Below are 21,666 nucleotides of genomic sequence, written 5' to 3'. Positions count from 1 at the left end.
CGGACCGACCGACTTCATCTCAGGCTAATGCGTAGATGACCCTCGCAAAGGAAAGATATCGAGCGGATCGCAAAGCTGATGTTCAGACAACCGGGTGTTAAATCAGTAGAGACACGCAATTCATCACTATGACTCGCGATAATCCCGCCTCGACTATAGCTTTATATCAGACTGCTTTCCCAATGCCCTGTCGCTATAGTTTCGATAGCTTTGAATCGGTGTTGCGTGAGCGTTATGGCTCGTGGGACAGAGAAGCTTCGCGAGGTGAGGTCGCCAGCATGCGACTGCGGCGTGCCCAGGAGGTCGTCATTCCCATCCAAGACGAGATTATCGCAGCGCTCGGCGTTTCGGCGTCGTTCGATGCCCGACGCGAGGCGGCAGAACGCGCCGCCTTCCTCCGCGACTATCTTAGGTCGTCGGGGCAGCGAGCGTATGTGCTTGGAATCAGCGGCGGCGTCGATTCCCTGACGGCGGGCCTAATCGCGCAATCGGCCGTGAAGGATCTGCGTCAGATCGGGTACGAATGCGAGTTTGTAGCGGTGCGGCTGCCCTATGGCGAACAGATGGACGAGCGCGATGCTCAGCTTGCCTTGTCAGCCATCAGGCCCGACCGCGTTGCCGTGATCAATATAAAGCCCGCGACCGACGCGCTGTGGAGCGGGATGACAGGCTCCGATTACGAGTCCGCCGACCCCGGCCTGCGCAGTACGGTGCTCGGGAACATCAAGGCACGCCAACGGATGGTCGCCCAGTTTGCTCTCGCGGGGACCCTGGGCGGCCTTGTGATTGGCACGGACCATGCAGCCGAAGCGGTGATGGGTTTCTTCACAAAGTTCGGCGATGGCGCGGCCGATGTTCTCCCTCTCGCCGGTCTCAATAAGCGGCGCGTTCGCGCGATCGCGTCTCATCTGGGCGCCCCGGCGGAACTGATCAGTAAGGTTCCCACGGCAGATTTGGATGACGCGATGCCGTTACACCCCGACGAAGACGCCTACGGCGTGACCTATGATGAGATAGACGATTACCTCGAAGGAAGGGGTGTGGCCCAGGCGGCGGTCGAGACGATCCAAAGAGCGTATCGAGCCACCGCGCATAAGCGCGCGCTGCCTGTGGCCTCCAACGTGCAGCTTCTGGCGCCGCAAGGGTCGAACGGACGCTAAATTTGCTCCCGCCTAGGACATAGAAACTATGTCACGCCGCTATTGGAAAAGACCGGCGTTGGAATTCATAGTCATCCACGTAAACTCGTGGCCTCGTCGGGTATAGTCTAGACAGGATTCTGGTCTTATCGACTATTCGACGCTCGGGCCGTGGGGCGGTGAAGTATAGCAGTTCCCCTGCGCTCGCGAGTTTTCGCTGCACGTCGGGCACATGCTTCGTGTTCGGAGAGAGGGATGAGCGCGGCCGATCGTCAAGCGCCAGAGCTTCGCATTCATCGGTGGATCGGCGTGGATGGAAGCGACCTTAAGGCGCCGATCAAGCTATCGGATCTTGGCGTAGGGCCGAAGGTCCTTTTCGCGTTTCAGCATTGGTGCAGGGGCTGCCATCTGCATGGGTTTCCTACACTGCAGAAATTGCATGGTGCGCTGGAGTCCAGAGGCGTCGGATTCGCAGTGATCCAGACGGTCTTCGAAGGCGCGCACGAAAATACATTCGACAAGTTGCGCACCAATCAGGTGGAGTACCGTCTCCCCGTCGCTTTCGGGCACGACGAACCGCCGCCTGGTGCTGCGTTTCCAACGTTCATGGAGGATTACCGGACACGGGGAACGCCGTGGTTCACGGTCATCAACGCCGACGGTTGCGTCGTCTTTTCGGATTTCCACCTGGACGCGGATCGTTTGGTGGCAAATTTGGAGAGCTCGTGAAACATGCCACGGTGGCTCATTCTAGCCTGCACCCACTTCGTCGTTGGCATCACAGGCTTTGCTGCCGGCATCTACACGCTGCCTATCCTCACCGCGCCGGCGTCGCCCACTGAAGCTGCGTTGAGGAGTTCGACGCCTGAGGCGCTCTATTCGGGAAAGCTTTCTCGTGATCTAGCCGGCAGCGACCTGCTGCACTGGGGTGAAGGCGAAGTGCAGATCCTGCCTCACCGGATCGCGCACATTGGCCGTCTCTCTCCCGGGCCGGACTACAAGCTTTATCTCGCCCCGCACTTCGTAGAGACCGAGGAAGCGTTCCTCGCGATCAAGGCCGCGTCCGTTCGGGTCGGCGATGTGAGGGCCTTCAACGGCTTCATTATGGAGGTGCCCGCCGACATCGACGTTCGCGACTACAGTGCCGTTGTCATCTGGTGCGAAGCCTTCGATCAGTTCATCAGTTCTGCGGCGTATCAGCCGCCGCGCCAGGCTCGGAAATGAGTCAGGCGATGGATAGCGTGAAGGCGGCCTGCGCGCGGGGGCTCGTTCTGGCGCCGGTCGCAGCGCTGTTGTTGAGTGTCGCCACCTTGCTCTTGGGCAATGGTCTATTGGGTACCCTTCTGATCGTGAGGGCTGGTGAGGAAGGCTTTTCCGCTCAAACGATCAGCGCGATGATGTCCCTATACTTTGCGGGCTTCACCATTGGCGCTCTCACGCTGCCCAGGATGATCGTGTCCGTCGGTCATGTGAGGACTTTCGCTGGCTTCGCCGCGATCGCCTCGATGACGGCTCTTCTTCATGTCGCATTCGTGGAGGCGAACGTATGGATGCCGCTTCGCCTTGTGACCGGTTTCGCCTATGCAGGCATGATCCTGGCGACTGAGAGCTGGCTCAACGCTCACGCGATTCAATCCACGCGCGGTCAGCTTTTGTCGATTTTCGGCGTTGTTTCGATGGGTTCATGGGCCCTTGGTCAAGCGCTTCTCAACATCGCTCCACCCGCAGACGTGACGCTGTTCCTGTTCGTCTCGCTGCTGATATCTGCGGCCGTCGTCCCCGTCACGCTACTGCCCAGTCATCCCCCGGCCGAGGTTCAACAGGAGCCCGTCGCCTTTCGCGATCTCGTTGCAATTTCGCCCCTTCCGTCGGTCGGCGTTTTCCTAGCCGGTCTGGCCATCGGCGGCTTCTGGGGACTAGGGCCCAATTTTGCGCAGAGGATTGGCCTCGATGTGGGCGGCATTTCTTCGTTCATGGCTGCGGTCCTTGGTGGAACGCTCGTGCTGCAGTGGCCATTGGGATGGCTATCGGACCGCGTGTCGCGGACACTCGTCATTGCCGGCGCCGCCCTGGCTTCCGCGGCGGCCGCGATCGGCGTAGCGCTGGCTGCGGACGCGCCTCTGCCTGTGCTACTTGCGGCGGGCGCGCTGTTCGGCGGCTTCGGTATTCCCATCTATTCGCTATGCCTTGCCGTTGCGAACGACGACCTTCCTCCGGGTCGGCTGCTGGGCACCGCTCGCGGACTTCTCCTACTCAACGGGATCGGAACCGCCGCCGGGCCGCTCATCGGAGGCCTGGTGATGGACCTCCTCGGTCCTGGCGGCCTGTTCCTCTACGCGGCGGCATTGCTGACTGCCCTGGCGGTCTTGGCCGGTGTGCGTAGGCACTCCGACCGATCCGTCAAGACAAGAGCGACACGCTGCCCGAGCACGGCGATGATAACCGGGTCGCTCGACGCGATGATACGAACCCCGGCGGATCAGCGCCGCTGAGACGACGATGCCCATAACCGAAGGACTGCCAGTCGGCTGTTAGAGGAGCCTGGCTGAGAACAAGGTGGAACGCGTCATGGATGAGGGCGTGAAGGCTTCAGCCCCGAGAGACGCATACGAGGCTAAACGGGGGGCGATCGCCATCCTCCCGTTGGCCTTCGGGGCCAGCGTGTATGGCTTGGCCTTCGGTTTCCTGGCCGTACAGGTAGGTTTCCCATGGTGGGGCGTCGCGATCATGAGCGCCTCTACCCATGCGGGCTCTTCGCAGATCATCGCGGTTGAGCAGTTCGCTTCCACAGGTGTCGTGTTGGGCGCGGTTCTGGCCGGTGCGTCACTGAACCTGCGCTATGTCGGCATCATCGCCTCTTTATCCGAGGTGCTGGCCGGCTTGTCGCTGAGGAAAAAGCTCTTCGCCATCCACATTACTGGCGACGAGAACTGGGCTTTGACGATGTCCGAGCGGGCAAAGTCCCCCGATGTCGGAGCACCATTCCTCATAGGCTCAGGGCTGGTGAATATCTCCATGTGGACAGCCTCCACGACGCTCGGGGCTTTGCTTGGCGCCGCGCTGCCCGATCTCGGACGCTTTGGCCTGAGCTTCGCGTTCACGGCGGCCTTCATTGCAATGGCGCGAGGTCTGTGGCGGGGACGTTCCCAAGCCCTGCCATGGACCATGGCCGCGGCAGCGACCATGGCCGTCATCTCGCTCGGCATGCCCAAAGCTTACGGGATCATCGTCGGCGCATTCTTCGGCTTGGTGGTGATCTCCTTGAAGCGCAGGATCGAGGCGGCAGCCTGATGAGCGCTTCGCACTGGGCTGTCGTCGGTTTGCTCGTCGTGGCTGCGTTTGCGATCCGGGTCGCCGGGTTGATTGCCGGTGAGCGAATTAGGGTTTCCAGGCAGGCTTGGGTTCTGGACGAGTTGCCTGGGCTGATCGTGGTCAGCTTGGTCGCTTCGTCGTTGATCGGTCAGCCACCTCCAACCTGGATCGCGGCCGGTGTCGCGCTGGGTGCAGCGATCGCCACGAACCAGGTCATCGTGGCGATGGTATTGGGAATGCTCGCCTACGCAGGTCTGGGGTGGCTTGGCTCGTAAGTGCCGATCATCTGCGAGAAGGAGCTATGGGGAGGCCAGCAGTCGTCCAGTCAGGCTGCGAACGTCGATGGCCCGCACTCACGATCCGAGGACCGCGGGTCCTTGCCTACGCAACAGCCTCCACGGTCAAATCGCGGCCATTGAACTGCACCGTTTCCCCGGCTCGCGCGCCTTCGATCGCCTCGTAGATCGGGGCTATCGTCGAGATGCCCATCAGTTCCTGCCCATGACAAATGAACCTGCCAGTCGAGACCGAAATGACGAAGTGCTTGCCGGACAGCTTGACGACGGCGCCTTCCGAGACTTCTGACTTCGGTCCAAAATCGATCGTCCGAAGCTTGTCGAGCTTATCAACATAGTCATCGAGAGTGTCATCGAGCGCCTCAGCGAAATCGCTCGCCACCTCGGCTTGCGCCTGCTCGTCGTTCTCGATCGGCTCGCTGCGATCGAGGCGCGCGGTGGAAACGTAATCCAGATACTTCTCGCGAGCGCTTTTCAGTGCCGCTGTCTCAAGAGACAGCATGGTCTCGCGAATGTGGTCCTTATTCCAGTCCATCTCTGCCTCGTTATCGCTGACCTGAAAGGGAAATCCCATCCTTCGTTCGGGTCCAATTTGTTCCCGCACGCTGCGCCGACCTCATTCGTCGGGAATCACGTCTTCGCCCTGGTAGGGAATCCTTATCAGCCGGGGATCCCGAATAATGCTCGTCACGAGCCAGACGTATGATTGTTCTGCTGTATCGAAGCCAAGGATGCTGAAGGCTCCCCCGAACGGGCATGCCGGGAAGTCTGGGAAGCCTTCCCGCAGAACGTAACGCTCAGGGTCGCGATCAAACTCGCTTTTATAGACCTTGCGCAGCCCATGCTTGCTCGGCACGTCCGCGTCACCGGCCGGAGATGTTTCACGATGCTCAAGAAGCCGTTCGGACAGGTCGCGGTGGCATATCTCGTCGAACACATCGAAGGCATCGATCAGCAGACCTTTGTGCTCGGTCGCCGGGTCGGTGATGGCGTAGATGTTCGATGCGTCTTCGGCTCCATCGCCGCTTTCGAGGCGTACCGCGGCATCGACACGGATGCTGCATGCGTCGAGGGTCGATCCGAGCTCGAGATCGACGAGAGCGCCGTCCTTCACACGGTACTCTCGGTCATAGCCCTTAGCCACGAAAGACTGCACGGCGTCCAGAACGTCTGTCACTTGAGTTGTCATCAACGCACCTCGAGTTCGGATTGTAAGGGTTGCGCGCCGACCGAAGGCGCGCATTGGCGCGGTGACCGACCAGCACGGAAGGTGCGGAGCGCCATCACAGCCACTTGGCTCGCTTGAAGCGGACGAACAGGAAAAGACAGAACGTCAGCATCAGGCCGAGCACGACGAAGTAGCCGTACGCTGTGTCCAGCTCCGGCATGTTCCTGAAGTTCATTCCATATATCCCCGCGATAGCCGTAGGGACCGCGAGTATCGCCGCCCATGCAGCGAGTTGGCGTGTGATGACGCCTGTCCTTTGCGCCTCGAGAAGGCTGCTGAATTCGAAGACCGTGGACAGCACCTGGAGGAGGCCATCGACCATGGACTGGACGCGGTCGACGTGGTCGGCAACGTCGTTGAAATACGGCCGCACCTCAGCGCTGATACACGGGAAATGTCCGCGAACAAGCTTGCGCACCAGTTCCGCCATAGCGCCAAGGGTTCGCTGGAAACGGGTCAATTCGCACCGCAAGCCGAAGATGCGCGCGACCTCCTCCCGCCCCAGGAAGTCGTCGAGCGATCGCCTCTCCATCGCGAGGACGTCGTCTTCGATCATTTCGAAGATCGGCAGATACTGATCGACGATGCGGTGAAGGATGGCGTGCAGGACGTAATCGACACCCTTACCAAACTGAGCAGGCGAACCCTCAAGCTGCTCGCGAAGATTGCCGAGCGCTCCGGCGTTGCCGTGACGCACGGTGATCAGATGGTTGTGACCAGTGAAGATCGCCGTCTTGCCGTAGCGTATGCGGTCCCCGACCAGCTCGGCCGTCTGAGCGACGACGTAAAGCTCGCCGTTATAGACTTCGAGCTTCGGCGGGCACATCGGGTGCATCGCGTTATCGATCGCCAATGGATGCAGATTGTAGGTCGCCTGAAGCGCCCTGAGTTCGCTGACCGAAGGCTCGCTGAGCCCGATCCAGCAGAAGCCAGATCGGTTCTTGTCGAGTTCGATCCGCTCGTCGATAGCGACCTCGCGGATGCGGCGACCCTCGTTGTAATAATAAGCGGCGATGACGCTCATGCGGGCCTCGCCGGGATGACCAGGCCCCGCTGCACGGCTGGTCGAGCGAGGCCGCGATCCAACCAACCCCGGACGTTCCGATGATCGGCGATGCGCAACAGGTCGCCGGCGTCATAGGTGCCGACCAGGGCATTGACCCAGCCGAGCGTCGCGATGTCGGCGATGGAATAGTCGTCGACGATCCACTCGCGCCCATCAAGCTGGCGATCCAAGATTCCCAGCAGGCGCTTCGACTCGTCGGCGAACCGTTGCTGAGGCCGCTTGTCTTCGTAGTCCTTTCCGCCCCAGCGCAGGAAGAAGCCCAGCTGACCGAACATCGGGCCGATCGCAGACATCTGGAAGAATACCCAGCTCAGCACCTCATAGCGCCTGGCTTGTCCCGGTGGGATCAGCCGGCCCGTCTTCTCGGCAAGGTAAACGAGGATCGCACCGGACTCCCAAACCCCGAGCGGCTCACCATCGGGGCCTGACGGATCGATGATCGCAGGGATCCGCCCGTTTGGGTTCAGCGACACGAATGCGGGGTCTTTGGTCTCGTTTTTGCTGATGTCGATAAAGTGCGGCTCGTATGGCAGCCCGGTCTCCTCAAGCATGATGGACACCTTGACGCCGTTGGGCGTGGGCGCCGCATAGAGTTGCAGGAGATCAGGATTGGAGGCAGGCCAGCGCTCGGTGATCGGATATGACGAAAGGTCTGGCATGCTGGGGCAATCCTACCAAATCGATGGCCGGCAAGCGGCATGACCGCTTGAGGGGCCGTTCGAGGACCGCATCGTTCGCCGATGCGGTCCCATTGCTTGCGATGCAGAGCGCTATGTCGCGATAGGCGCTGCAGCTATTCAGCTGCCGCTCCGGTGGTAGGCTGGGTAGCACCAGCGTCGTCACGCTTGGGGAGCACCCAATTCGCGCGCGGGAAATGGCACGTGTAACCGCCCGGGCGCTTCTCGAGATAGTCTTGGTGCTCCGGCTCCGCTTCCCAGAAATCGCCGACGGGCTCGACTTCGGTGACGACTTTTCCGTCCCACAGTCCGGAGGCGTCGACGTCGGCGATCGTCTCCTCGGCGACCCGTTTCTGCTCCTCGTCGACATAGTAGATGCCTGATCGATAGGAGAGGCCGCGATCGTTGCCTTGCCGATCTTTCGTCGTCGGGTCGTGGATCTGGAAGAAGTATTCGAGGATGTTGCGGTAGCTTGTCGCTGCCGGGTCGAAAATGATCTCGATCCCTTCAGCGTGAGTGCCGTGATTGCGATAGGTGGCGTTCGGGACGTCGCCACCGGTGTATCCGACGCGGGTCGACACGATGCCGGGCTGCTTGCGGATCAGATCCTGCATGCCCCAAAAACATCCGCCTGCGAGAACAGCGCGCTGATGCATGTTACGCCTCCTCCACCTGATCGAGATACTCGCCGTAGCCCTCGGCTTCCATCTCATCGCGCGGGATGAAGCGAAGGGCGGCCGAGTTGATGCAATACCGCAGTCCGCCACGGTCGGCCGGACCGTCGGGGAACACGTGGCCGAGATGGCTGTCGCCATGGACCGATCGAACTTCCGTCCGGACCATGCCGTGAGAACTGTCCCGCACCTCGTTCACGTGCGCGGGGACGATAGGCTTGGTGAAGCTGGGCCAGCCGGATTTCGACTCGAACTTGTCCGTCGATGCGAAAAGCGGCTCGCCGGACACGACATCGACGTAGATGCCCGGTTCCTTGTTGTCGTTGTATTCACCGGTGAAGGCCCGCTCCGTGCCGTCTTCCTGAGTGATCCGGCGTTGCTCGGGGGTCAGGCGGTCGATCGCTGCCTGAGACTTTTCAAACTTCATGATCGTCTCCAATACTTGGTTACAGGGCCAGGCACATTACGGACATCTTATCTTGCTTGACGGTCGCCTCGACTATCGCAGTGCCAAATATATTTATCCAATACGCTGTGCGTATAGTTTCGATAGCTCCGCTGTGTCAGCGGTGTTCAGTTCCACGCGTATCTGGCCGCCAGCTGCGCGATCTTTCGGATCTCAACCGGCACCGTGGAGCCGGAGACCGTCGCGATCACGACCTCTCGTTCGAGGACGAACCCGTCGATAGGGCGGGTAACCAGACCTTGGGCTGTAGCCGACCGCTCCGGAAGGATGCATATGGCCTCGCCTTCGGCGACGACCCGTTGCACCCAATCGTCACGATCGGACCGGAAGCGCGGTCGCATCAGCACCTCCCGTCGTGCGAAATGGTCTAGGATCTGCTCGCGAAACTCACACTTCAGACGATCGACGAACGGGAACTCCAACAGGTCCTCGCCGCGCACGATATCGCTCGCCGCGAGCGGGTGCTTTGCGGAACAGCCGAGCACGAAGCGCTCGCGGAACAGAGGTCGCACATCAAGCTTGCGGTCCGGCCGCGTCTCGCGTGGCAGGATGCATGCGTGATACTTGCCCGACAGCACCTCCGATGTGTCTTCACTCGCCCCAAGCGAATGCATCTTGATCTCGATCGATGGCACCTCGGCCAACGCGCTCTCGAAAAAAGTCGTGAAAAGCTTCGGCCCGACGGTCGGAGCGACGGCTACGTCCAAGACCCGGTGCCTTCCCATGGCCCAGTTCTCAGAATGATGCCGAACACTTTTCATCGCGACTAACATGCGCCGAAACTCAGCCTCCACGTCCTGGCCAAGGCCGGTGAGACGGCTGTTCTTCCCATCGCGATAAATGAGCGGACCGCCGAGTTCTTCCTCCAAGCGGCGGATCGCGCGTGTCAGACTTGGCTGGGACACACCGCTCAACCGCGCCGCTGCTGTAAAATTCAGCGTCTCGGCCAAGTTGATGAAATAGCTGACCTGATTGAGTTCCATAGCCCTTCGGCCTGCGCGCCCTGACTGATGCCGCTTCCAGGACCGGTCTTTTCGACCGCCACCAGAAGTATGCGCGACGCATATAATCACGCTTTAGGGGCTTGTCTATATGCACCACGCATATAAAAAGAATGTCTTGGACGGCTAGTCCGGGCCTGATGGCGCTTCCGCCAGGGCCCAAGGGTTCCGGTGCACCCACTAAGTCGCCGTGGGAGGCTCGACGCTTATGACAGGAACACCGTTCACGTTTCCCGGTGGTGGAGGCTCTGATCTAACCGGGTATTTGGAGGCGCCCGAAGGTACGCCTCGCGGCTGGGCTATTTTCGCCCATTGCTTCACTTGCGGGAAAGACAGCCGCGCCGCCGTGTACATCGCACGCGCCCTCTCGCGGGCTGGCATCGGCGTCTTGCGGTTCGACTTCGCCGGCACAGGGATCGAGAGTTCTGCGGATGAGGCGATAAGCTTCGCTTCCGACGTCGATGATCTTAAGGCCGCCGCGGAGGCCATGGCTGTCGCCGGTAAGGCGCCCTCCCTCCTTGTCGGACACAGCCTGGGTGGCACGGCTGCGATCGTAGCCGCCGCCGACTTGCCGGATATCGCGGCGGTAGTGACGATCGGCGCCCCGGCTGACCTTCAGCATATATTGCGCGTCTTTCAACCTGCCGACCTAGACGCGATAGCGAGCGAGGGCGAGGCATCTGTGGAGATTGCTGGCAGGCCCTTCCTGATCCGCCGCAGTTTCCTGGAAACGGTCGACGAAGTGGACATCGAGAGGTCTATCGCTGCCCTTCGACGTCCGGTGCTTGTGATGCATTCACCGGTGGATCAAGTCGTGGGTATCGAGCACGCCTCGCGCATCTTCGTCGCGTCGCGCCATCCCAAGAGCTTTGTTTCGCTCGACACGGCCGATCACCTTCTCACCGATGTCGAAGATGCGAATTACGTCTCAGCTATGGTCGCAGCGTGGGCAAGCCGCTTCCTGCCGCCGCTCGCGGCGGACCTTCCACAAGTCGAGTTAGCGAATGGAGTCGTGGCGTCGGAAACGTTGGCGGGGAAGTTCCAACTCACGGTCCGTAGTGGCGGGCACACGCTGTTCGCCGATGAACCAGAATCGGTCGGAGGTCTCGGCAGCGGGCTGTCTCCTTACGAACTGGTGTCGGCCGGACTGGCCGCCTGCACGGTGATGACAATGCGTCTTTACGCGAACCGCAAAGGCTTTCCGCTGGAGCGAGCGACGACGACCGTGCGACACGAGAAAGTGGCGGACATGGTGCCTCCCGACCGCTTCACGCGCACCGTCTTTCTCGACGGGCCGCTCAACGATGAACAGCGGGCGCGCATACTGGAAATCGCGGATCGGTGTCCGGTCGACCTGACACTCGTCCGAGGCTCGGATGTGCAGACCCAACTTTCGAACAATGCGCAGCCTGCAGGTGCGGCGCCGGCGATCTGATGTGGTGCACATAGCGGAGGTTGATCGGATGCAGAGTCTGCCCACTACTGACCAAACGCCGACACGAACCGAGCGAGCGATACTTGCGGGTGGATGTTTTTGGGGCCTCGAAGATTTACTTCGCCGCGCGAAGGGCGTCGTGACGACGCGTGTGGGCTACATCGGCGGCGAACTGCCGGACCCGACTTACACGAGACACCATGGTCATGCGGAAGCGGTGGAGGTCACGTTTGATCCTTCGATACTGACGTATCGTGCTCTCCTGGAACTCTTCTTCCAAATCCACGATCCGACGACATACGAGCAACAAGGTAGCGACGTCGGACCAAGCTATCGGTCCGCGATTTTCTACACGTCCGAAAAGCAGATGGACGTTGCTCTGGAGACAATCGCCGAGATCGAAGCGTCGGGTCGCTGGCCGGGACCTGTCGTGTCAGAGATCAACCCGGAAGAGCCGTTCTGGGAGGCCGAGCCAGAGCATCAGCAGTACCTCCAGCGTCGACCCGGCGGCTATAGCTGCCACTTCGAGCGACCGGCCTGGCGACTGGACCGAGCGAAACGATGAGCACGCAGGGACGGTCATCAACGATACGCACGCGATGGCGCTCGCCCCGCGTCGCTAGGTCAGCCGGGTTCTTGCGATGATACCCGAATACGCAATCGCCGGCTTGTGGGGGCTTTTGTCAGGAAGCGGACTTCTGGTGGGGGCGGTACTTGCGGACGTGCTGTACGGGCGACTCACTCACCGCATGATCTCAGCGGTGATGGGCTTCGGTGGTGGTGTGTTGATTGCCGTGGTCGCTACCGAACTCATAGGTGATCGCGTGTCGGCTGGCATGGGACCCTTGGCGATCTTTGCGCTGCTCGCAGGGGCCGCAATCTTCAGCGGCACAAACTGGTTTCTCTCTCGGCGGGGCGCGAAGCATCGAAAGCGATGCGGTGAATGCACCGAGCAGGCCACTGAACAGGAGCACCGCGGCAGCGGTGCTGCGATTGCGCTCGGCAGCGTTCTCGACGGCATTCCAGAGGCCCTCGTGATTGGGATGTCCGTGGCTGGCGGAGGCAAGATCAGCCTTGCAGTAGTGGCAGGCTTCTTTTTGGCTAATGTGCCACAGGGTCTATCGAGCACTTCCGGAATGAAGGTCGCGGGCCGATCGCGAAGCTATATCTACGCGGTCTGGATCGGTATTCCGCTACTTGTTTGCATCGCCGCCGGTACGGGAAACCTTCTGCTCGGCTCGGCGTCCACTCAAGCCCCTGCCATTCTGTCGTTCGCAGCTGGCGCGGTCATAGCGATGCTGGCGGAGGCCATGATCCCCGAGGCTTTCGAGAAGGCGCCGCCGTTCATAGGTCTGATCACGGTCGTGGGGTTCCTGGCGGCGTATCTCATCGCTCAACACTGAAACCTGCGAATTCCGGAGCCCTAAGCCTCGCCGCCGTTCTCGCGATCTACCCCGCGCTCGTGCAATTCGGCATCGATCGGGCAATTCGTGCAGCCCTCGTAACAGCACAAACGGCAGATGCGGTAGGAATGCTCGAGGTTTTCCAAGCGGTCGCGCAGCACGCGTTCAGCAATGCTGTAAAGGGCGTCCAACTCGGTAGGGGTGAGGATCGATAGTCCCTCAGCGATCACCTTGTCGCGCGACGCCAAGACCGCATCGCTCGCGACCTTGCCAGCCTCTGTAAGATGGAGGGACCGCGTGCGCCCGTCAGTCGAATGCTCACGCCGCTCGACCAATCCCTCCGTCGACAAACGGTCCACCAAGCGGACGGTCGCGGCATGGGAAAGTCCCACCCCAACTGACAGCATGCGGATCGATAGCCCTGGCTTATGGGCAATCAACGCAAGCGCCGAGGCGGCGGGTCCAGCTTCTGGCGCCCGCGATGAACTAGCGCGAACGATGTCGTCGCTGATCATGAGTGCGAACGCCCCAAAGATATTTCGATCTCGAGGTCCATCGTAAGCGAGGTCTACGGACCCTTGCGGCCTTTGCTTGATCGTCAGCTGTTTTCGTCGGCCGCGCAGTGCCATGGCATGAGCTCGTCGATGCGGCTGTTGGGCCAGCCGTTGACCAGGCGCGTCAGCACTGTGGTGAGGTAGCGCTGCGGGTCGACGCTGTTGAGCTTGCAGGTCTCCACCAACGAGGCCACGGCCGCCCATCTGGCCCCGCCATCGTCGCCGGAGGCAAAGAGCGCATTCTTGCGGCTGAGGCAGATCGGTCGGATGGCGCGCTCCACCGTGTTCGTGTCCAGCTCGATCCGACCGTCCTTGAGGACCCGCATCAGGCCGTCGCGATGGTTCAGCGCGTAGCGGATGGCCTCTGCCGTCGGACTGCTGCCCGGCAGCCGCGCGAGGTGCGCCGAGAACCAGGCGAACAGGTCCTCGACAAGGGGGCGGCTTCGTTCCTGGCGGACGGCGCGGCGGATGTCGGGCGGCTTGCCGCGCAGTTCCGCCTCGACCGCGTAGAGGGCGGCAATCCTCTGCAGCGTCTCGGTGGCGATCGGCGCGGTCTTGCCCTTGGCTAGCTCGATGAACTGCCGGCGCAGGTGCGACCAGCAGAATGCCAGCGTGATGCCCTCGCTCGCCGCGGCGAGCGTCTTGTAAGCGCCGTAGCCGTCGCACTGGAGGATGCCGCGATAGCCGCCCAGCAGTGCCTTCGCGTGCTCGGCGCCGCGGCCCGGCGCGTAGTGGAACACCACCGCCGGCGGGTCCGTCCCGCCCCAGGGCCGGTCGTCGCGCGCGATCGCCCAGGCATAGCCCTTCTTGGTCTTGCCACGTCCAGGGTCGAGGACCGGCATCGTGGTCTCGTCGGCGAACAGCCGCGAGGAGGCCAGCAGGATCTCCCGCATGCGCCGGACCACCGGGATGATCTCCAGCGCCCCCGTGCCGGTCCAGTCGGCCAGCACCTCGCGGCCGATCTCGATCCCCTGCCGCGCCAGGATCTGCGCCTGGCGGTAAAGGGGCAGATGGTCGGCGTAGCGAGAGACCAGCACGTGGGCGACCGTTGCCTCGGTCGGCACCCCGCCCTCGATCAGGCGGGCCGGCGCGGGCGCCTGCAGCACCACGCCGGCGCAGGCCCGGCAGGCCAGCTTCGGCCGCTTCGTGACGAGGACGCGGAACCGCGCCGGGATCACGTCGAGCCGCTCGGCGGCATCGGTGCCGATCTCGACCAGCGGGCCCTGGCAGCAGGGGCACACCGTCGCCTCGGGCGCCAGCACCTGCTCGATGCGCGGCAGGTGCGCCGGCAGTCGGCCCCGGCCTGCCCGGCGGCGCTTCTTGTGCTGGTCGCGCAGCGCCGGAGAGGCCTTGCCGGCCTCGGCCGCGTTCCCGGCCAGCGTCGCCTCGATCTCCTCGAAGGCGAACAGCAGTTGCTCCTCGGGGAGCCTCTCGGATTTCTGCCCGAACTGCCGGCGCTTCAGCTTCAGCAGCAGGTGCTGGAGGCGCTCGTTCTGCGCCGTCAGCGCATCACGCTCGGCGACCAGCGTGTCGACCTCGACCAGCGTCTCGAGCAGAAGCGCGCGCAGGGCTGCGGGGTCCTCCGGCAGTGTCGGCCTGTCGTCTCCCGCGGCGCGCATCGTGCCGCGGATTCTATGCCGGCGCGCTCGGCGTGGGAATCTCCCGCAGCGTTTGCACGCGCCGCCAATCGATCCCGTCGAACAGCGCGGCGAACTCCACCGGCGTCAGACGCAGCACGCCGTCCACCACCGGCGGCCAGCGGAACGCGCCTCCCTCCAATTGCTTCCAGACCAGGACCAGGCCGCCGCCGTCCCAGAGGAGGATCTTGATCCGGTCGGCACGGCGCGAACGGAACACCAGCACCGCCCCGGAGAACGGATCTGCGCCCAGCACCTCGGCGGCCAGCGCCGCCAGGCTGTGCGCGCCCTTGCGGAAGTCGACCGGCTTCGTCGCCAGCAGGATCCGCGCGCCAGCCGGGGGCGCGATCATGCCGCCGATGTCCGGATCGCCCGCAGCACCATCGTCAGCAGGTCCACATCTGTGCCAGGCACCACGTGCAGCACCGCTCCCGCCAGTTCCACCTCGATCGGTGGCGAGGAACCTGCCGACGAGACTGTTGTCGGCTCGGGCACAGGCATCGACGGCGCCGGCACGATCGGCACAAAGCTCAGCGGCGCCACCGCAGCACGCCGCATCTCCCGCCGCCACGTGAACACCTGCTGCGAACTGACCTGCCAGCGTCGTGCCACCTCGGCCACCACCGTGCCGGGCCGCAGCGTCTCCGCTACGATCCGTGCCTTGTCGTCGTCCGACCACTTCCGCCGACGGCCAGGTCCGGTCAGAACCTCGACACGCCGATATCCGCCGTCCTTCGCGTCACCACTAATGTCGACCATAATGTCGGCCCGAAGCTCCCTGCTCCAAGCCGACCCAGCACATCCACCAACCGCGCCGGAAGACGGGCCTCGTGGCCACGCTTACGGTCCATCCATTGCCCCATCTATATGTGCGCGAAGCATAGACAGCAAGCCATACCCCTGCGGCGCTGGGGGATTGTGGCAAACCGAAAGGCGCGCCTTTACAGTGGTTTAGGATACGCTGCGGATGGCGCGGAAGATTGAAATACAGGACTTCGATCGTCGGGTCACACAAAATGGCGATACCTGGCGGCTATGGATCGGGGTGGGCTGTCGTGATTTCGGCTGCCTGACGGCCGAATCACATCACGCCTGCGCCAGGTGCCACCCCTCGTCGGCACCTAACGGAGGGATCCGGGGGCTTGCTTTCTGAGATGCACCTCGACCGTCTCACCGCGTCCGACCACCACAGTGTCAATCTCGCTAAGAAACAAGCCGTGCTCCATGACGCCGGGGATGGCATCGATCGCTCCGGCGATCTCGATCGGCCGAAGGGCCTTGCCGAAGGCTGCATCCAAGATGTGATTGCTCTGGTCTGTGATGAATGGTTCTCCGCCGACCGAGCGAAGCGTCACACTGGCTCCGAGCTTGGCAAGATGCGTTCGAACGAACTCGCTCGCGAAGGGCACGACTTCGACCGGCAGAGGAAACTCGCCGAGTCGTCGAACGACTTTGCTAGCGTCTACGATCACGATCATCCGGCTAGAAGCGGCGGCCACGACCTTCTCTCGGAGCAAGGCGCCGCCGCCGCCTTTGATCGCCTGAAAGTGGCAGTCGATCTCGTCAGCGCCGTCGATCGTGAGGTCTACCGAACTGAACTGCTCAAAAGGAACGAGCGGCACCGCGAGACGACGAGCGAACATTTCGGTCGCTCGGGAGGTGGCGACAGCGGTGATGCGAAGGCCCTGCCGAATGCGGTCGCTCAGGCTCTTAATGGCATAGGCTGTTGTGCTTCCGGTCCCAAGGCCAACGAACATGCCATCTTCGATCTCGTCGACTGCTCTGGCCGCAGCCAGCCTCTTCTCTGCTTCTTGGGAAAACATCTAACGCCACTTCATCTCGCCGGTATGCGTGCCTTCACCAGGTCGATTGTGAAACTGGGCAGCGCAAATCTGATCCTCGATGCCGACATTGCCTCGTTGACCTACAGCCTGCAGACGGATAGGTCTATGCGTGACGCATACATAATGCGGATGGTCTGATCGGCAAGCTTTCGCTGCCGGAGTGCACCTCCGGGTGCCAGTCGGCACTGAGCGAAGTGCATATGCCGTAACTATCTCGGCGAACCAGGGGACACAGGCATGACGGTCAAGGTCGCAATCAACGGTTTCGGTCGGATCGGACGACTAGCTTTAAGGTCGATCGTCGAACTACGGCGTGAGGACATCGAGGTGGTTGCGATCAACGACCTCGGGCCGGTTGCTACGTTGGCGCACCTCCTGAAATACGATTCAGTTCACGGCCCCTTTCAAGGATCAATAGCCACCGGCGAAGACTGGATCGACGTCGGGTCTGGTAAAATCCAAGTATCTTCAGAGCGCGATCCATCAAAGCTTCCGCATGATGAGCTTGGAGTGGACGTAGCGCTCGAATGCACAGGTCTGTTTACCTCCAGGGAGAAGGCTGAATCGCACATCCGTGCGGGAGCAAAGCGCGTGCTCGTCTCCGCGCCCAGCGAGGGGGCAGACAAGACGATCGTCTTCAAGGTCAATCACGAAACGCTGACAACCGATGATGTCGTCGTATCGAATGGCTCATGCACCACGAATGTCCTCGCCCCCGTCGCGAAGATCCTGAACGATCTATGTGGCATTGAGCGGGGCTACATGACCACGGTTCACGCCTATACCGGTGACCAACCGACGCTAGATACGGTGCATAAGGATCTCTACCGCGCACGGGCAGCCGCGCTGTCGATGATCCCAACCTCGACCGGAGCCGCGAACGCAATCGGACGCGTGCTGCCAGAACTGAAAGGCAAGCTCCATGGCTCGTCAATCCGCGTGCCAACGCCGAACGTATCGGTCGTCGATCTCGCTATTTCCGCATCCCGGGAGGTCACGATCGACGAAGTGAACGACGCCATTCGTCAGGCTGCGAGTGGTCCTATGAGTGGGGTGCTCGCTTACACGACAGAGCCATTGGTGTCTGTGGATCTGACCCACCGGACCGAATCCTCGATCGTCGCGCTACCCCAGACCGATGTCGTCGATGGCCGGATGGTTCGCGTGCTTGCTTGGTACGACAACGAGTGGAGCTTTGCGACACGCATGGCGGATGTCGCCGTGGTGATGGCGAAGCTCATCTAGCGGATCGGTTGCGGGAAAAGTCGGATCTTGGCGACAAGATGCGTTCGCGAAACGGAGGCATTGAACATGAATGGGCCACTAGCACGTGCAGCGAGAGCGCTCATTCAGTGGCCGCGATCACATGTCGCCAAGATCGCAGGCTTGGAGGAAGAGGCGCTAGCTCAATTCGAAGCCGGCGCCAGCGTGTTTGCAGCCTCGGATCTGACGCGGCTGCGGGACGCGCTCGAACGCGGCGGCGCGGTCTTCATCGGCGAGGACAATAGTGGAGGGCTCGGCGTGAGGCTCAAGTTCAACGCCAAGGATGTGCGTGCGATCAATCGGATGGAGGGCGAAGGTGGGCCGGTAGGCACCGACGACGTCTAAGCCTTCCAGCGAACGCTTGTACTCCGGCACGAGGCTCGACACCGGCCCACAGATATTGTATGCGCGACGCATATATTGCGTGAGTCGCGGCGATGGATGACCCCTCGGATCGCTTGATCAACATCTTTGGCGCGCTGTCTCAAGCGGTGTCTGACCGCGTGCGCTTGGCGATCGCTGAAGCATTCAATGCGGGGGGCGAGACGGCCGCGGCTTTGATCGCGATCGGTCACGCGCCAGGAATGTCGATCGGCCAGGTACGGCAAACTCTCCGGCTTTCGCATGCAGGTGCAGTTCGCGTCGTCGAGAGGCTAGGCGAGCAAGGCCTGGTGGCGAAATCGCCATCGCCCTCTGACCGCCGGGTAGTTCATGTCTCGCTGACCTCGCGTGGTCAGGTGGAGCGGGCCAAGCTGCTAGGTCTGCGGAACGCGGCGGTGTCCGAGCTGCTGAGCAAAGTGTCGGCTGACGATCGCGTCGTGCTGGAGCGGGCCGCGGACAACATCCTGTCGTCGCTGTTCTCGGACCCCCACGGCGGCTTGGCAACCTGTCGTCTGTGCGATCAGGCCCGCTGTACCGATTGCCCAGTCGGCCACCATCGTCCGTGACGCCCTGACGATCATCCCCTTTTGAGGAGTTCGATATGAGTATTTTCGATCGGTATGAATTGCTTGTGCCCGAGCGCAGTCGGAAGGAACTGGCGCTGTTGAGATGGGCGCTCGTGATCGTTTTCTCTTGGTTCGGCGCGATGAAATTCACGGCCTACGAGGCCGATGGCATCGCCCCCTTCATCGGCCATAGTCCGATCATGAGTTGGCTGGGTATGTTCGGGGTACAGGGCCAAAGTTACTTTGTCGGCGTCATCGAGCTGTCGACCGCAGTCGTGCTGGCCTTAGGGGCTTTCCGCGCATCCTTCTCAGCGCTTGGCGCGCTCATGTCGGCGGCGACCTACTTCATCACCCTAACCTTCTTTTTTACGACGCCTGGGGTCGGGGAGCCGACCGCCGGAGGCTTTCCTGCGATATCTGCCGCTCCTGGCCAGTTTCTGCTGAAGGACGCAGTCTTGCTGGCGGCATCACTTGTGCTGCTGCTTGCGTCGGTCCAACCCAAAAATGAGCGCCTGGGGCCGATGACCACCGATCGGTCGTGAGCATAGGCACGATGGTCTTGGACACGCTCCGTGGAGAGTGGGCGCTTCGTCGCAACGTCGATCCGACGGGCGAACAACTGATTGGCGACGCGGATTTCGCTTCGACAGGTGAATCCGCGCTCACCTATCGAGAAAGCGGGATACTTCGGCTTCGGGATGGCCGCGAACTCTCAGCGTCTCGGCAATATCGGTACTGCGCGGTCGGCCACCGAGTAGACGTTCAGTTCGCAGACGGACCGAACACCGGGAAGCTGTTTCTCAACCTTGAATTCTCGCGCAAGAATAGGGGGTACGAGGCAACAGACACCCACGTCTGCGGTGACGACGCCTATCACGCTTTTTACCGAATTCTCGACGCAGGATCTTTCGAGACAGTTATCAGGGTCATTGGTCCACGAAAGGCGTACGACCTGCGGAGCCGGTACTCAAAGGTGTCACGAACGACGCCGGACCGTCTACTTTTTCCCCTGGCCTGACGCGCCGCTCCTGGCCAGTCTGTCACGCGCTTCGAATCCAAAAACGATCGTGGTCGTCATCACGAGGTAGGCGACAATGCCACCCGGAGAAAGCGTAGGCATTGCGGCAAGGATTAAAGCGTCGTTGCCACCGGGTATCAGGCCGATGCCTATTCCCATCAACGCGCCGCCGGCGATCGACCGCAGGATGCCGGCGAGCGTCGGTCGCTGGAAACGCAAGCGACCCTGACGCACGGATGCCGTGATTGCTCCCGCAACAGAGGCAATGACCGCAACCAGTGCGACCTCGCCTGTCGGCGACATTCGAAGAGGAAGGCCGCGTTGGATGAGGTCAGCGAATGTCCATGCTGGTGAAAGAGCGTAGAGAAGCCCACCAGTCATACCGAGGCCAATCATTGAAGCGCCAAACGCCCAGTTCTGCCTTCTTTGCGGTGCGGTCTTCCGTGACACGAAAATCGCCGCTAGCCCGAGCACCACGCCTAAGGCGAGAAGCGTCGCGCCCCCTGGGACACTCGGCCTAGCGATAAAACTTGGCCATGTCGCGACGGGGCCAAACCGGCCGAGATCAGCGGCCAAGATGCCGATTGCCAGTCCGGCAGGAAGGGCGAGCAACCGCATCTCTCCATCCCCTAACCGTGCCAGTGAACCTAGCAGGCAGGTGTCATTTATGAGCGCGCCGAGGCCGAAGGCGATGGCGCCGATGATGACGAGGCCGTTGACGCTCGTCGAGAGTGGGAGGGTCGCGTTCAGCGTCCCCGACCAGGCGAGCGGTATCGCAATAAGGCCAGCAGCCGCAGACGCCGCAACAAATCCAACGAACATTCTTGGTCGGCGCCGTTGCTGCAACTCATGAGCCGCTACGACCAAGCACGTGCCGCCTCGGTTCGCAGAATACCCGAACCAGAAGGCCAGTATGCATATGAGAAAGTCGAACGCGATCGATGCCAAAGATATCAAGCCTGCCTCGGTTTCTCATCAGCCCTTGTGCGAAGGGCGCCGGCGCAGCTGGCGGGAGGGCTGAGATGGATTTTCAGCCGGTGTCTGTCCCGGGTAGCCAACCACGGGCCACATAGTCTCGACACCAGATTTCTCGTAACCGTTTGCGATAAGGAGCCGCTGGGACAATCGGCCTAGTTTGTTCAGGTCAGCCGGCGACAGCGGCGAGACACACGCTGCAATCACTTGTTCGCGCGCTCTGAGCAGAGCGCCGGTCATTTTCACACCTGCATTGGTCAAGTGGATAAAGCGCGCCCTCTTGTCCGCCGTGTGTCGCCGCCTTTCCACCAGGTGATCGGATTCGAGCCTATCGATCAATCGGACCGTTCCCGCATGCGAAAGCCGGATCCGGCTCGCAAGGACACTGATAGGCAATCCCGGCTCGAAGCTAAGGAAAACCATCAATGCAGCCGCGGGGCCGCTCGGCGAAAGCGAGGCTGATGCGCTCGCGATGCTGTCAGCTACCGCGAGCGCAAGTGCACCAAAATGATATTTGGCGGCCTCGGGCTCCATCCGGAAAGAATATATGCGTCACGCATAGACATCAAGCGCCCGAATATGTATGACCGGCGCATACATCTATCACGGATTCGGAGATGGTCATGCTCACTGATGGGCTCGGCTTGGATTCCCCATCTGAGATCGAAAAGCGGGGCCTCCAGCAAAGGCTTTGGAGCGTCGCGCGCTGCTCGTGTGAACGGAAGCCGGGA

General features: G+C 61.7%; 28 protein-coding genes. 14 read left to right on the top strand and 14 right to left on the bottom strand.

Annotated features, from left to right (window positions below; all coding sequences use genetic code 11):
• Positions 1–278: 278 nt before the first annotated feature.
• From nadE to LPC08_RS00225, 6 genes are all read left to right on the top strand, one after another.
• Positions 279–1,160 carry an NAD(+) synthase gene (nadE, locus tag LPC08_RS00250; RefSeq protein ID WP_051544223.1) on the top strand — a complete coding sequence of 294 codons (882 nt, stop codon included), beginning with the start codon at positions 279–281 and terminating at the stop codon, positions 1,158–1,160.
• 234 nt (positions 1,161–1,394) lie between these two features.
• Positions 1,395–1,868: a peroxiredoxin family protein gene (locus tag LPC08_RS00245; protein WP_230450758.1), complete on the top strand. Its 474-nt coding sequence runs from the start codon at positions 1,395–1,397 to the stop codon at positions 1,866–1,868.
• Positions 1,869–1,871: 3 nt separating this feature from the next.
• The gene (locus LPC08_RS00240) at positions 1,872–2,363 is read left to right on the top strand and encodes a DM13 domain-containing protein (protein ID WP_027297098.1); all 492 of its coding nucleotides are present in this window, start codon (positions 1,872–1,874) and stop codon (positions 2,361–2,363) included.
• Positions 2,364–2,371: 8 nt separating this feature from the next.
• Positions 2,372–3,631 (top strand): MFS transporter, encoded by a 1,260-nt coding sequence (locus LPC08_RS00235; protein WP_027297097.1) that lies wholly within the window; start codon positions 2,372–2,374, stop codon positions 3,629–3,631.
• Between the two features lie 76 nt (positions 3,632–3,707).
• Positions 3,708–4,430 carry an AzlC family ABC transporter permease gene (locus tag LPC08_RS00230; RefSeq protein WP_051544221.1) on the top strand — a complete coding sequence of 241 codons (723 nt, stop codon included), beginning with the start codon at positions 3,708–3,710 and terminating at the stop codon, positions 4,428–4,430.
• Positions 4,430–4,726 (top strand): AzlD domain-containing protein, encoded by a 297-nt coding sequence (locus LPC08_RS00225; protein WP_027297095.1) that lies wholly within the window; start codon positions 4,430–4,432, stop codon positions 4,724–4,726. The genes LPC08_RS00230 and LPC08_RS00225 overlap by 1 nt, the downstream gene beginning before the upstream one ends.
• 106 nt (positions 4,727–4,832) lie before the next feature.
• Here the strand turns inward: LPC08_RS00225 and LPC08_RS00220 are convergent, their stop codons facing one another.
• The 7 genes from LPC08_RS00220 to LPC08_RS00190 all read right to left on the bottom strand — a co-directional run bounded on the left by LPC08_RS00220 (position 4,833) and on the right by LPC08_RS00190 (position 9,841).
• Positions 4,833–5,282, bottom strand: a complete 450-nt coding sequence (locus LPC08_RS00220; RefSeq protein WP_140926871.1) for a hypothetical protein — start codon at positions 5,280–5,282, stop codon at positions 4,833–4,835.
• An 81-nt stretch (positions 5,283–5,363) separates the two neighbouring features.
• Complete coding sequence (locus LPC08_RS00215) at positions 5,364–5,924, bottom strand: hypothetical protein (protein WP_230450757.1); 561 nt, start codon at positions 5,922–5,924, stop codon at positions 5,364–5,366.
• A gap of 106 nt (positions 5,925–6,030) precedes the next feature.
• Positions 6,031–6,999 (bottom strand): magnesium and cobalt transport protein CorA, encoded by a 969-nt coding sequence (locus tag LPC08_RS00210; protein ID WP_027297092.1) that lies wholly within the window; start codon positions 6,997–6,999, stop codon positions 6,031–6,033.
• A complete protein-coding gene (locus LPC08_RS00205; RefSeq protein ID WP_027297091.1) occupies positions 6,996–7,700 on the bottom strand; it encodes a glutathione S-transferase N-terminal domain-containing protein in 705 nt (234 codons plus the stop codon). Before LPC08_RS00205 ends, LPC08_RS00210 begins: the two co-directional genes overlap by 4 nt.
• A gap of 134 nt (positions 7,701–7,834) precedes the next feature.
• On the bottom strand, positions 7,835–8,374 hold the full coding sequence (msrA, locus tag LPC08_RS00200) for a peptide-methionine (S)-S-oxide reductase MsrA (RefSeq protein WP_027297090.1): 540 nt from the start codon (positions 8,372–8,374) through the stop codon (positions 7,835–7,837).
• Position 8,375: 1 nt separating this feature from the next.
• Positions 8,376–8,819: a peptide-methionine (R)-S-oxide reductase MsrB gene (gene msrB / locus LPC08_RS00195; protein WP_024350804.1), complete on the bottom strand. Its 444-nt coding sequence runs from the start codon at positions 8,817–8,819 to the stop codon at positions 8,376–8,378.
• Between the two features lie 146 nt (positions 8,820–8,965).
• A complete protein-coding gene (locus LPC08_RS00190; protein ID WP_140926873.1) occupies positions 8,966–9,841 on the bottom strand; it encodes a LysR family transcriptional regulator in 876 nt (291 codons plus the stop codon).
• A gap of 226 nt (positions 9,842–10,067) precedes the next feature.
• Between LPC08_RS00190 and LPC08_RS00185 the strand changes: the two genes are divergently transcribed.
• The 3 genes from LPC08_RS00185 (at position 10,068) to LPC08_RS00175 (ending at position 12,697) form a co-directional block, all read left to right on the top strand.
• Positions 10,068–11,294: a bifunctional alpha/beta hydrolase/OsmC family protein gene (locus LPC08_RS00185; protein ID WP_027297088.1), complete on the top strand. Its 1,227-nt coding sequence runs from the start codon at positions 10,068–10,070 to the stop codon at positions 11,292–11,294.
• Positions 11,295–11,322: 28 nt separating this feature from the next.
• Positions 11,323–11,859, top strand: a complete 537-nt coding sequence (gene msrA, locus LPC08_RS00180; protein WP_072492901.1) for a peptide-methionine (S)-S-oxide reductase MsrA — start codon at positions 11,323–11,325, stop codon at positions 11,857–11,859.
• Positions 11,860–11,935: 76 nt separating this feature from the next.
• On the top strand, positions 11,936–12,697 hold the full coding sequence (locus tag LPC08_RS00175; RefSeq protein ID WP_051544219.1) for a ZIP family metal transporter: 762 nt from the start codon (positions 11,936–11,938) through the stop codon (positions 12,695–12,697).
• A gap of 20 nt (positions 12,698–12,717) precedes the next feature.
• Here LPC08_RS00175 and LPC08_RS00170 read toward each other — a convergent pair whose 3' ends face one another.
• The 5 genes from LPC08_RS00170 to rpiA form a co-directional block, all read right to left on the bottom strand.
• Complete coding sequence (locus LPC08_RS00170) at positions 12,718–13,212, bottom strand: MarR family winged helix-turn-helix transcriptional regulator (protein WP_230450755.1); 495 nt, start codon at positions 13,210–13,212, stop codon at positions 12,718–12,720.
• An 83-nt stretch (positions 13,213–13,295) separates the two neighbouring features.
• On the bottom strand, positions 13,296–14,870 hold the full coding sequence (gene tnpC, locus LPC08_RS00165; protein WP_073140535.1) for an IS66 family transposase: 1,575 nt from the start codon (positions 14,868–14,870) through the stop codon (positions 13,296–13,298).
• Positions 14,871–14,883: 13 nt separating this feature from the next.
• A complete protein-coding gene (tnpB, locus tag LPC08_RS00160) occupies positions 14,884–15,240 on the bottom strand; it encodes an IS66 family insertion sequence element accessory protein TnpB (protein WP_073140533.1) in 357 nt (118 codons plus the stop codon).
• Entirely contained in the window at positions 15,237–15,647 is a 411-nt protein-coding gene (gene tnpA, locus LPC08_RS00155) for an IS66-like element accessory protein TnpA (protein WP_073140531.1), read from the bottom strand. The genes tnpB and tnpA overlap by 4 nt, the downstream gene beginning before the upstream one ends.
• Positions 15,648–16,009: 362 nt before the next feature.
• On the bottom strand, positions 16,010–16,645 hold the full coding sequence (rpiA, locus tag LPC08_RS00150) for a ribose-5-phosphate isomerase RpiA (RefSeq protein WP_230453149.1): 636 nt from the start codon (positions 16,643–16,645) through the stop codon (positions 16,010–16,012).
• Between the two features lie 324 nt (positions 16,646–16,969).
• On the opposite strand from rpiA, the gene gap reads away from it, so the two are divergent.
• From gap to LPC08_RS26130, 5 genes are all read left to right on the top strand, one after another.
• Positions 16,970–17,977 carry a type I glyceraldehyde-3-phosphate dehydrogenase gene (gene gap, locus LPC08_RS00145; RefSeq protein ID WP_037249475.1) on the top strand — a complete coding sequence of 336 codons (1,008 nt, stop codon included), beginning with the start codon at positions 16,970–16,972 and terminating at the stop codon, positions 17,975–17,977.
• Between the two features lie 141 nt (positions 17,978–18,118).
• Positions 18,119–18,340 carry an XRE family transcriptional regulator gene (locus LPC08_RS00140; RefSeq protein ID WP_197430705.1) on the top strand — a complete coding sequence of 74 codons (222 nt, stop codon included), beginning with the start codon at positions 18,119–18,121 and terminating at the stop codon, positions 18,338–18,340.
• A gap of 92 nt (positions 18,341–18,432) precedes the next feature.
• On the top strand, positions 18,433–18,942 hold the full coding sequence (locus LPC08_RS00135; RefSeq protein ID WP_072492849.1) for a MarR family winged helix-turn-helix transcriptional regulator: 510 nt from the start codon (positions 18,433–18,435) through the stop codon (positions 18,940–18,942).
• A 35-nt stretch (positions 18,943–18,977) separates the two neighbouring features.
• On the top strand, positions 18,978–19,484 hold the full coding sequence (locus LPC08_RS00130; protein WP_027297082.1) for a YkgB family protein: 507 nt from the start codon (positions 18,978–18,980) through the stop codon (positions 19,482–19,484).
• Between the two features lie 11 nt (positions 19,485–19,495).
• Positions 19,496–19,960, top strand: a complete 465-nt coding sequence (locus tag LPC08_RS26130) for a DUF6314 family protein (RefSeq protein WP_072492850.1) — start codon at positions 19,496–19,498, stop codon at positions 19,958–19,960.
• On the opposite strand, the gene LPC08_RS00120 is transcribed toward LPC08_RS26130, so the two are convergent.
• Both LPC08_RS00120 and LPC08_RS00115 read right to left on the bottom strand, forming a co-directional pair.
• Positions 19,940–20,908, bottom strand: a complete 969-nt coding sequence (locus LPC08_RS00120; protein WP_072492851.1) for a YeeE/YedE thiosulfate transporter family protein — start codon at positions 20,906–20,908, stop codon at positions 19,940–19,942. The genes LPC08_RS26130 and LPC08_RS00120 overlap by 21 nt on opposite strands.
• Before the next feature lie 27 nt (positions 20,909–20,935).
• Positions 20,936–21,469: a MarR family winged helix-turn-helix transcriptional regulator gene (locus LPC08_RS00115; protein ID WP_081798498.1), complete on the bottom strand. Its 534-nt coding sequence runs from the start codon at positions 21,467–21,469 to the stop codon at positions 20,936–20,938.
• Positions 21,470–21,666 lie beyond the last annotated feature (197 nt).

Origin of the sequence: Roseomonas sp. OT10, from assembly GCF_020991085.1 — a bacterium.
Lineage (GTDB): Bacteria > Pseudomonadota > Alphaproteobacteria > Acetobacterales > Acetobacteraceae > Roseomonas > Roseomonas cutis.
The sequence above is the reverse complement of the archived record's forward strand: the minus strand, read 5'-3'. Positions and strand labels throughout refer to the sequence as shown.

Coding starts and splice junctions, on each gene's coding strand:
- tnpA (WP_073140531.1), bottom strand. CDS start 15,647: ATGGTCGACATTAGTGGTGACGCGAAGGACGGCGGATATCGGCGTGTC.
- LPC08_RS00190 (WP_140926873.1), bottom strand. CDS start 9,841: ATGGAACTCAATCAGGTCAGCTATTTCATCAACTTGGCCGAGACGCTG.
- LPC08_RS00220 (WP_140926871.1), bottom strand. CDS start 5,282: ATGGACTGGAATAAGGACCACATTCGCGAGACCATGCTGTCTCTTGAG.
- LPC08_RS00230 (WP_051544221.1), top strand. CDS start 3,708: ATGGATGAGGGCGTGAAGGCTTCAGCCCCGAGAGACGCATACGAGGCT.
- LPC08_RS00185 (WP_027297088.1), top strand. CDS start 10,068: ATGACAGGAACACCGTTCACGTTTCCCGGTGGTGGAGGCTCTGATCTA.
- LPC08_RS00135 (WP_072492849.1), top strand. CDS start 18,433: ATGGATGACCCCTCGGATCGCTTGATCAACATCTTTGGCGCGCTGTCT.
- LPC08_RS00210 (WP_027297092.1), bottom strand. CDS start 6,999: ATGAGCGTCATCGCCGCTTATTATTACAACGAGGGTCGCCGCATCCGC.
- LPC08_RS00225 (WP_027297095.1), top strand. CDS start 4,430: ATGAGCGCTTCGCACTGGGCTGTCGTCGGTTTGCTCGTCGTGGCTGCG.
- tnpC (WP_073140535.1), bottom strand. CDS start 14,870: ATGCGCGCCGCGGGAGACGACAGGCCGACACTGCCGGAGGACCCCGCA.
- gap (WP_037249475.1), top strand. CDS start 16,970: ATGACGGTCAAGGTCGCAATCAACGGTTTCGGTCGGATCGGACGACTA.
- msrA (WP_072492901.1), top strand. CDS start 11,323: ATGCAGAGTCTGCCCACTACTGACCAAACGCCGACACGAACCGAGCGA.
- LPC08_RS00130 (WP_027297082.1), top strand. CDS start 18,978: ATGAGTATTTTCGATCGGTATGAATTGCTTGTGCCCGAGCGCAGTCGG.
- LPC08_RS00240 (WP_027297098.1), top strand. CDS start 1,872: ATGCCACGGTGGCTCATTCTAGCCTGCACCCACTTCGTCGTTGGCATC.
- tnpB (WP_073140533.1), bottom strand. CDS start 15,240: ATGATCGCGCCCCCGGCTGGCGCGCGGATCCTGCTGGCGACGAAGCCG.
- LPC08_RS00175 (WP_051544219.1), top strand. CDS start 11,936: ATGATACCCGAATACGCAATCGCCGGCTTGTGGGGGCTTTTGTCAGGA.
- LPC08_RS00245 (WP_230450758.1), top strand. CDS start 1,395: ATGAGCGCGGCCGATCGTCAAGCGCCAGAGCTTCGCATTCATCGGTGG.
- LPC08_RS00115 (WP_081798498.1), bottom strand. CDS start 21,469: ATGGAGCCCGAGGCCGCCAAATATCATTTTGGTGCACTTGCGCTCGCG.
- LPC08_RS26130 (WP_072492850.1), top strand. CDS start 19,496: ATGGTCTTGGACACGCTCCGTGGAGAGTGGGCGCTTCGTCGCAACGTC.
- msrB (WP_024350804.1), bottom strand. CDS start 8,819: ATGAAGTTTGAAAAGTCTCAGGCAGCGATCGACCGCCTGACCCCCGAG.
- msrA (WP_027297090.1), bottom strand. CDS start 8,374: ATGCATCAGCGCGCTGTTCTCGCAGGCGGATGTTTTTGGGGCATGCAG.
- LPC08_RS00235 (WP_027297097.1), top strand. CDS start 2,372: ATGGATAGCGTGAAGGCGGCCTGCGCGCGGGGGCTCGTTCTGGCGCCG.
- rpiA (WP_230453149.1), bottom strand. CDS start 16,645: ATGTTCGTTGGCCTTGGGACCGGAAGCACAACAGCCTATGCCATTAAG.
- nadE (WP_051544223.1), top strand. CDS start 279: ATGCGACTGCGGCGTGCCCAGGAGGTCGTCATTCCCATCCAAGACGAG.
- LPC08_RS00205 (WP_027297091.1), bottom strand. CDS start 7,700: ATGCCAGACCTTTCGTCATATCCGATCACCGAGCGCTGGCCTGCCTCC.
- LPC08_RS00170 (WP_230450755.1), bottom strand. CDS start 13,212: ATGATCAGCGACGACATCGTTCGCGCTAGTTCATCGCGGGCGCCAGAA.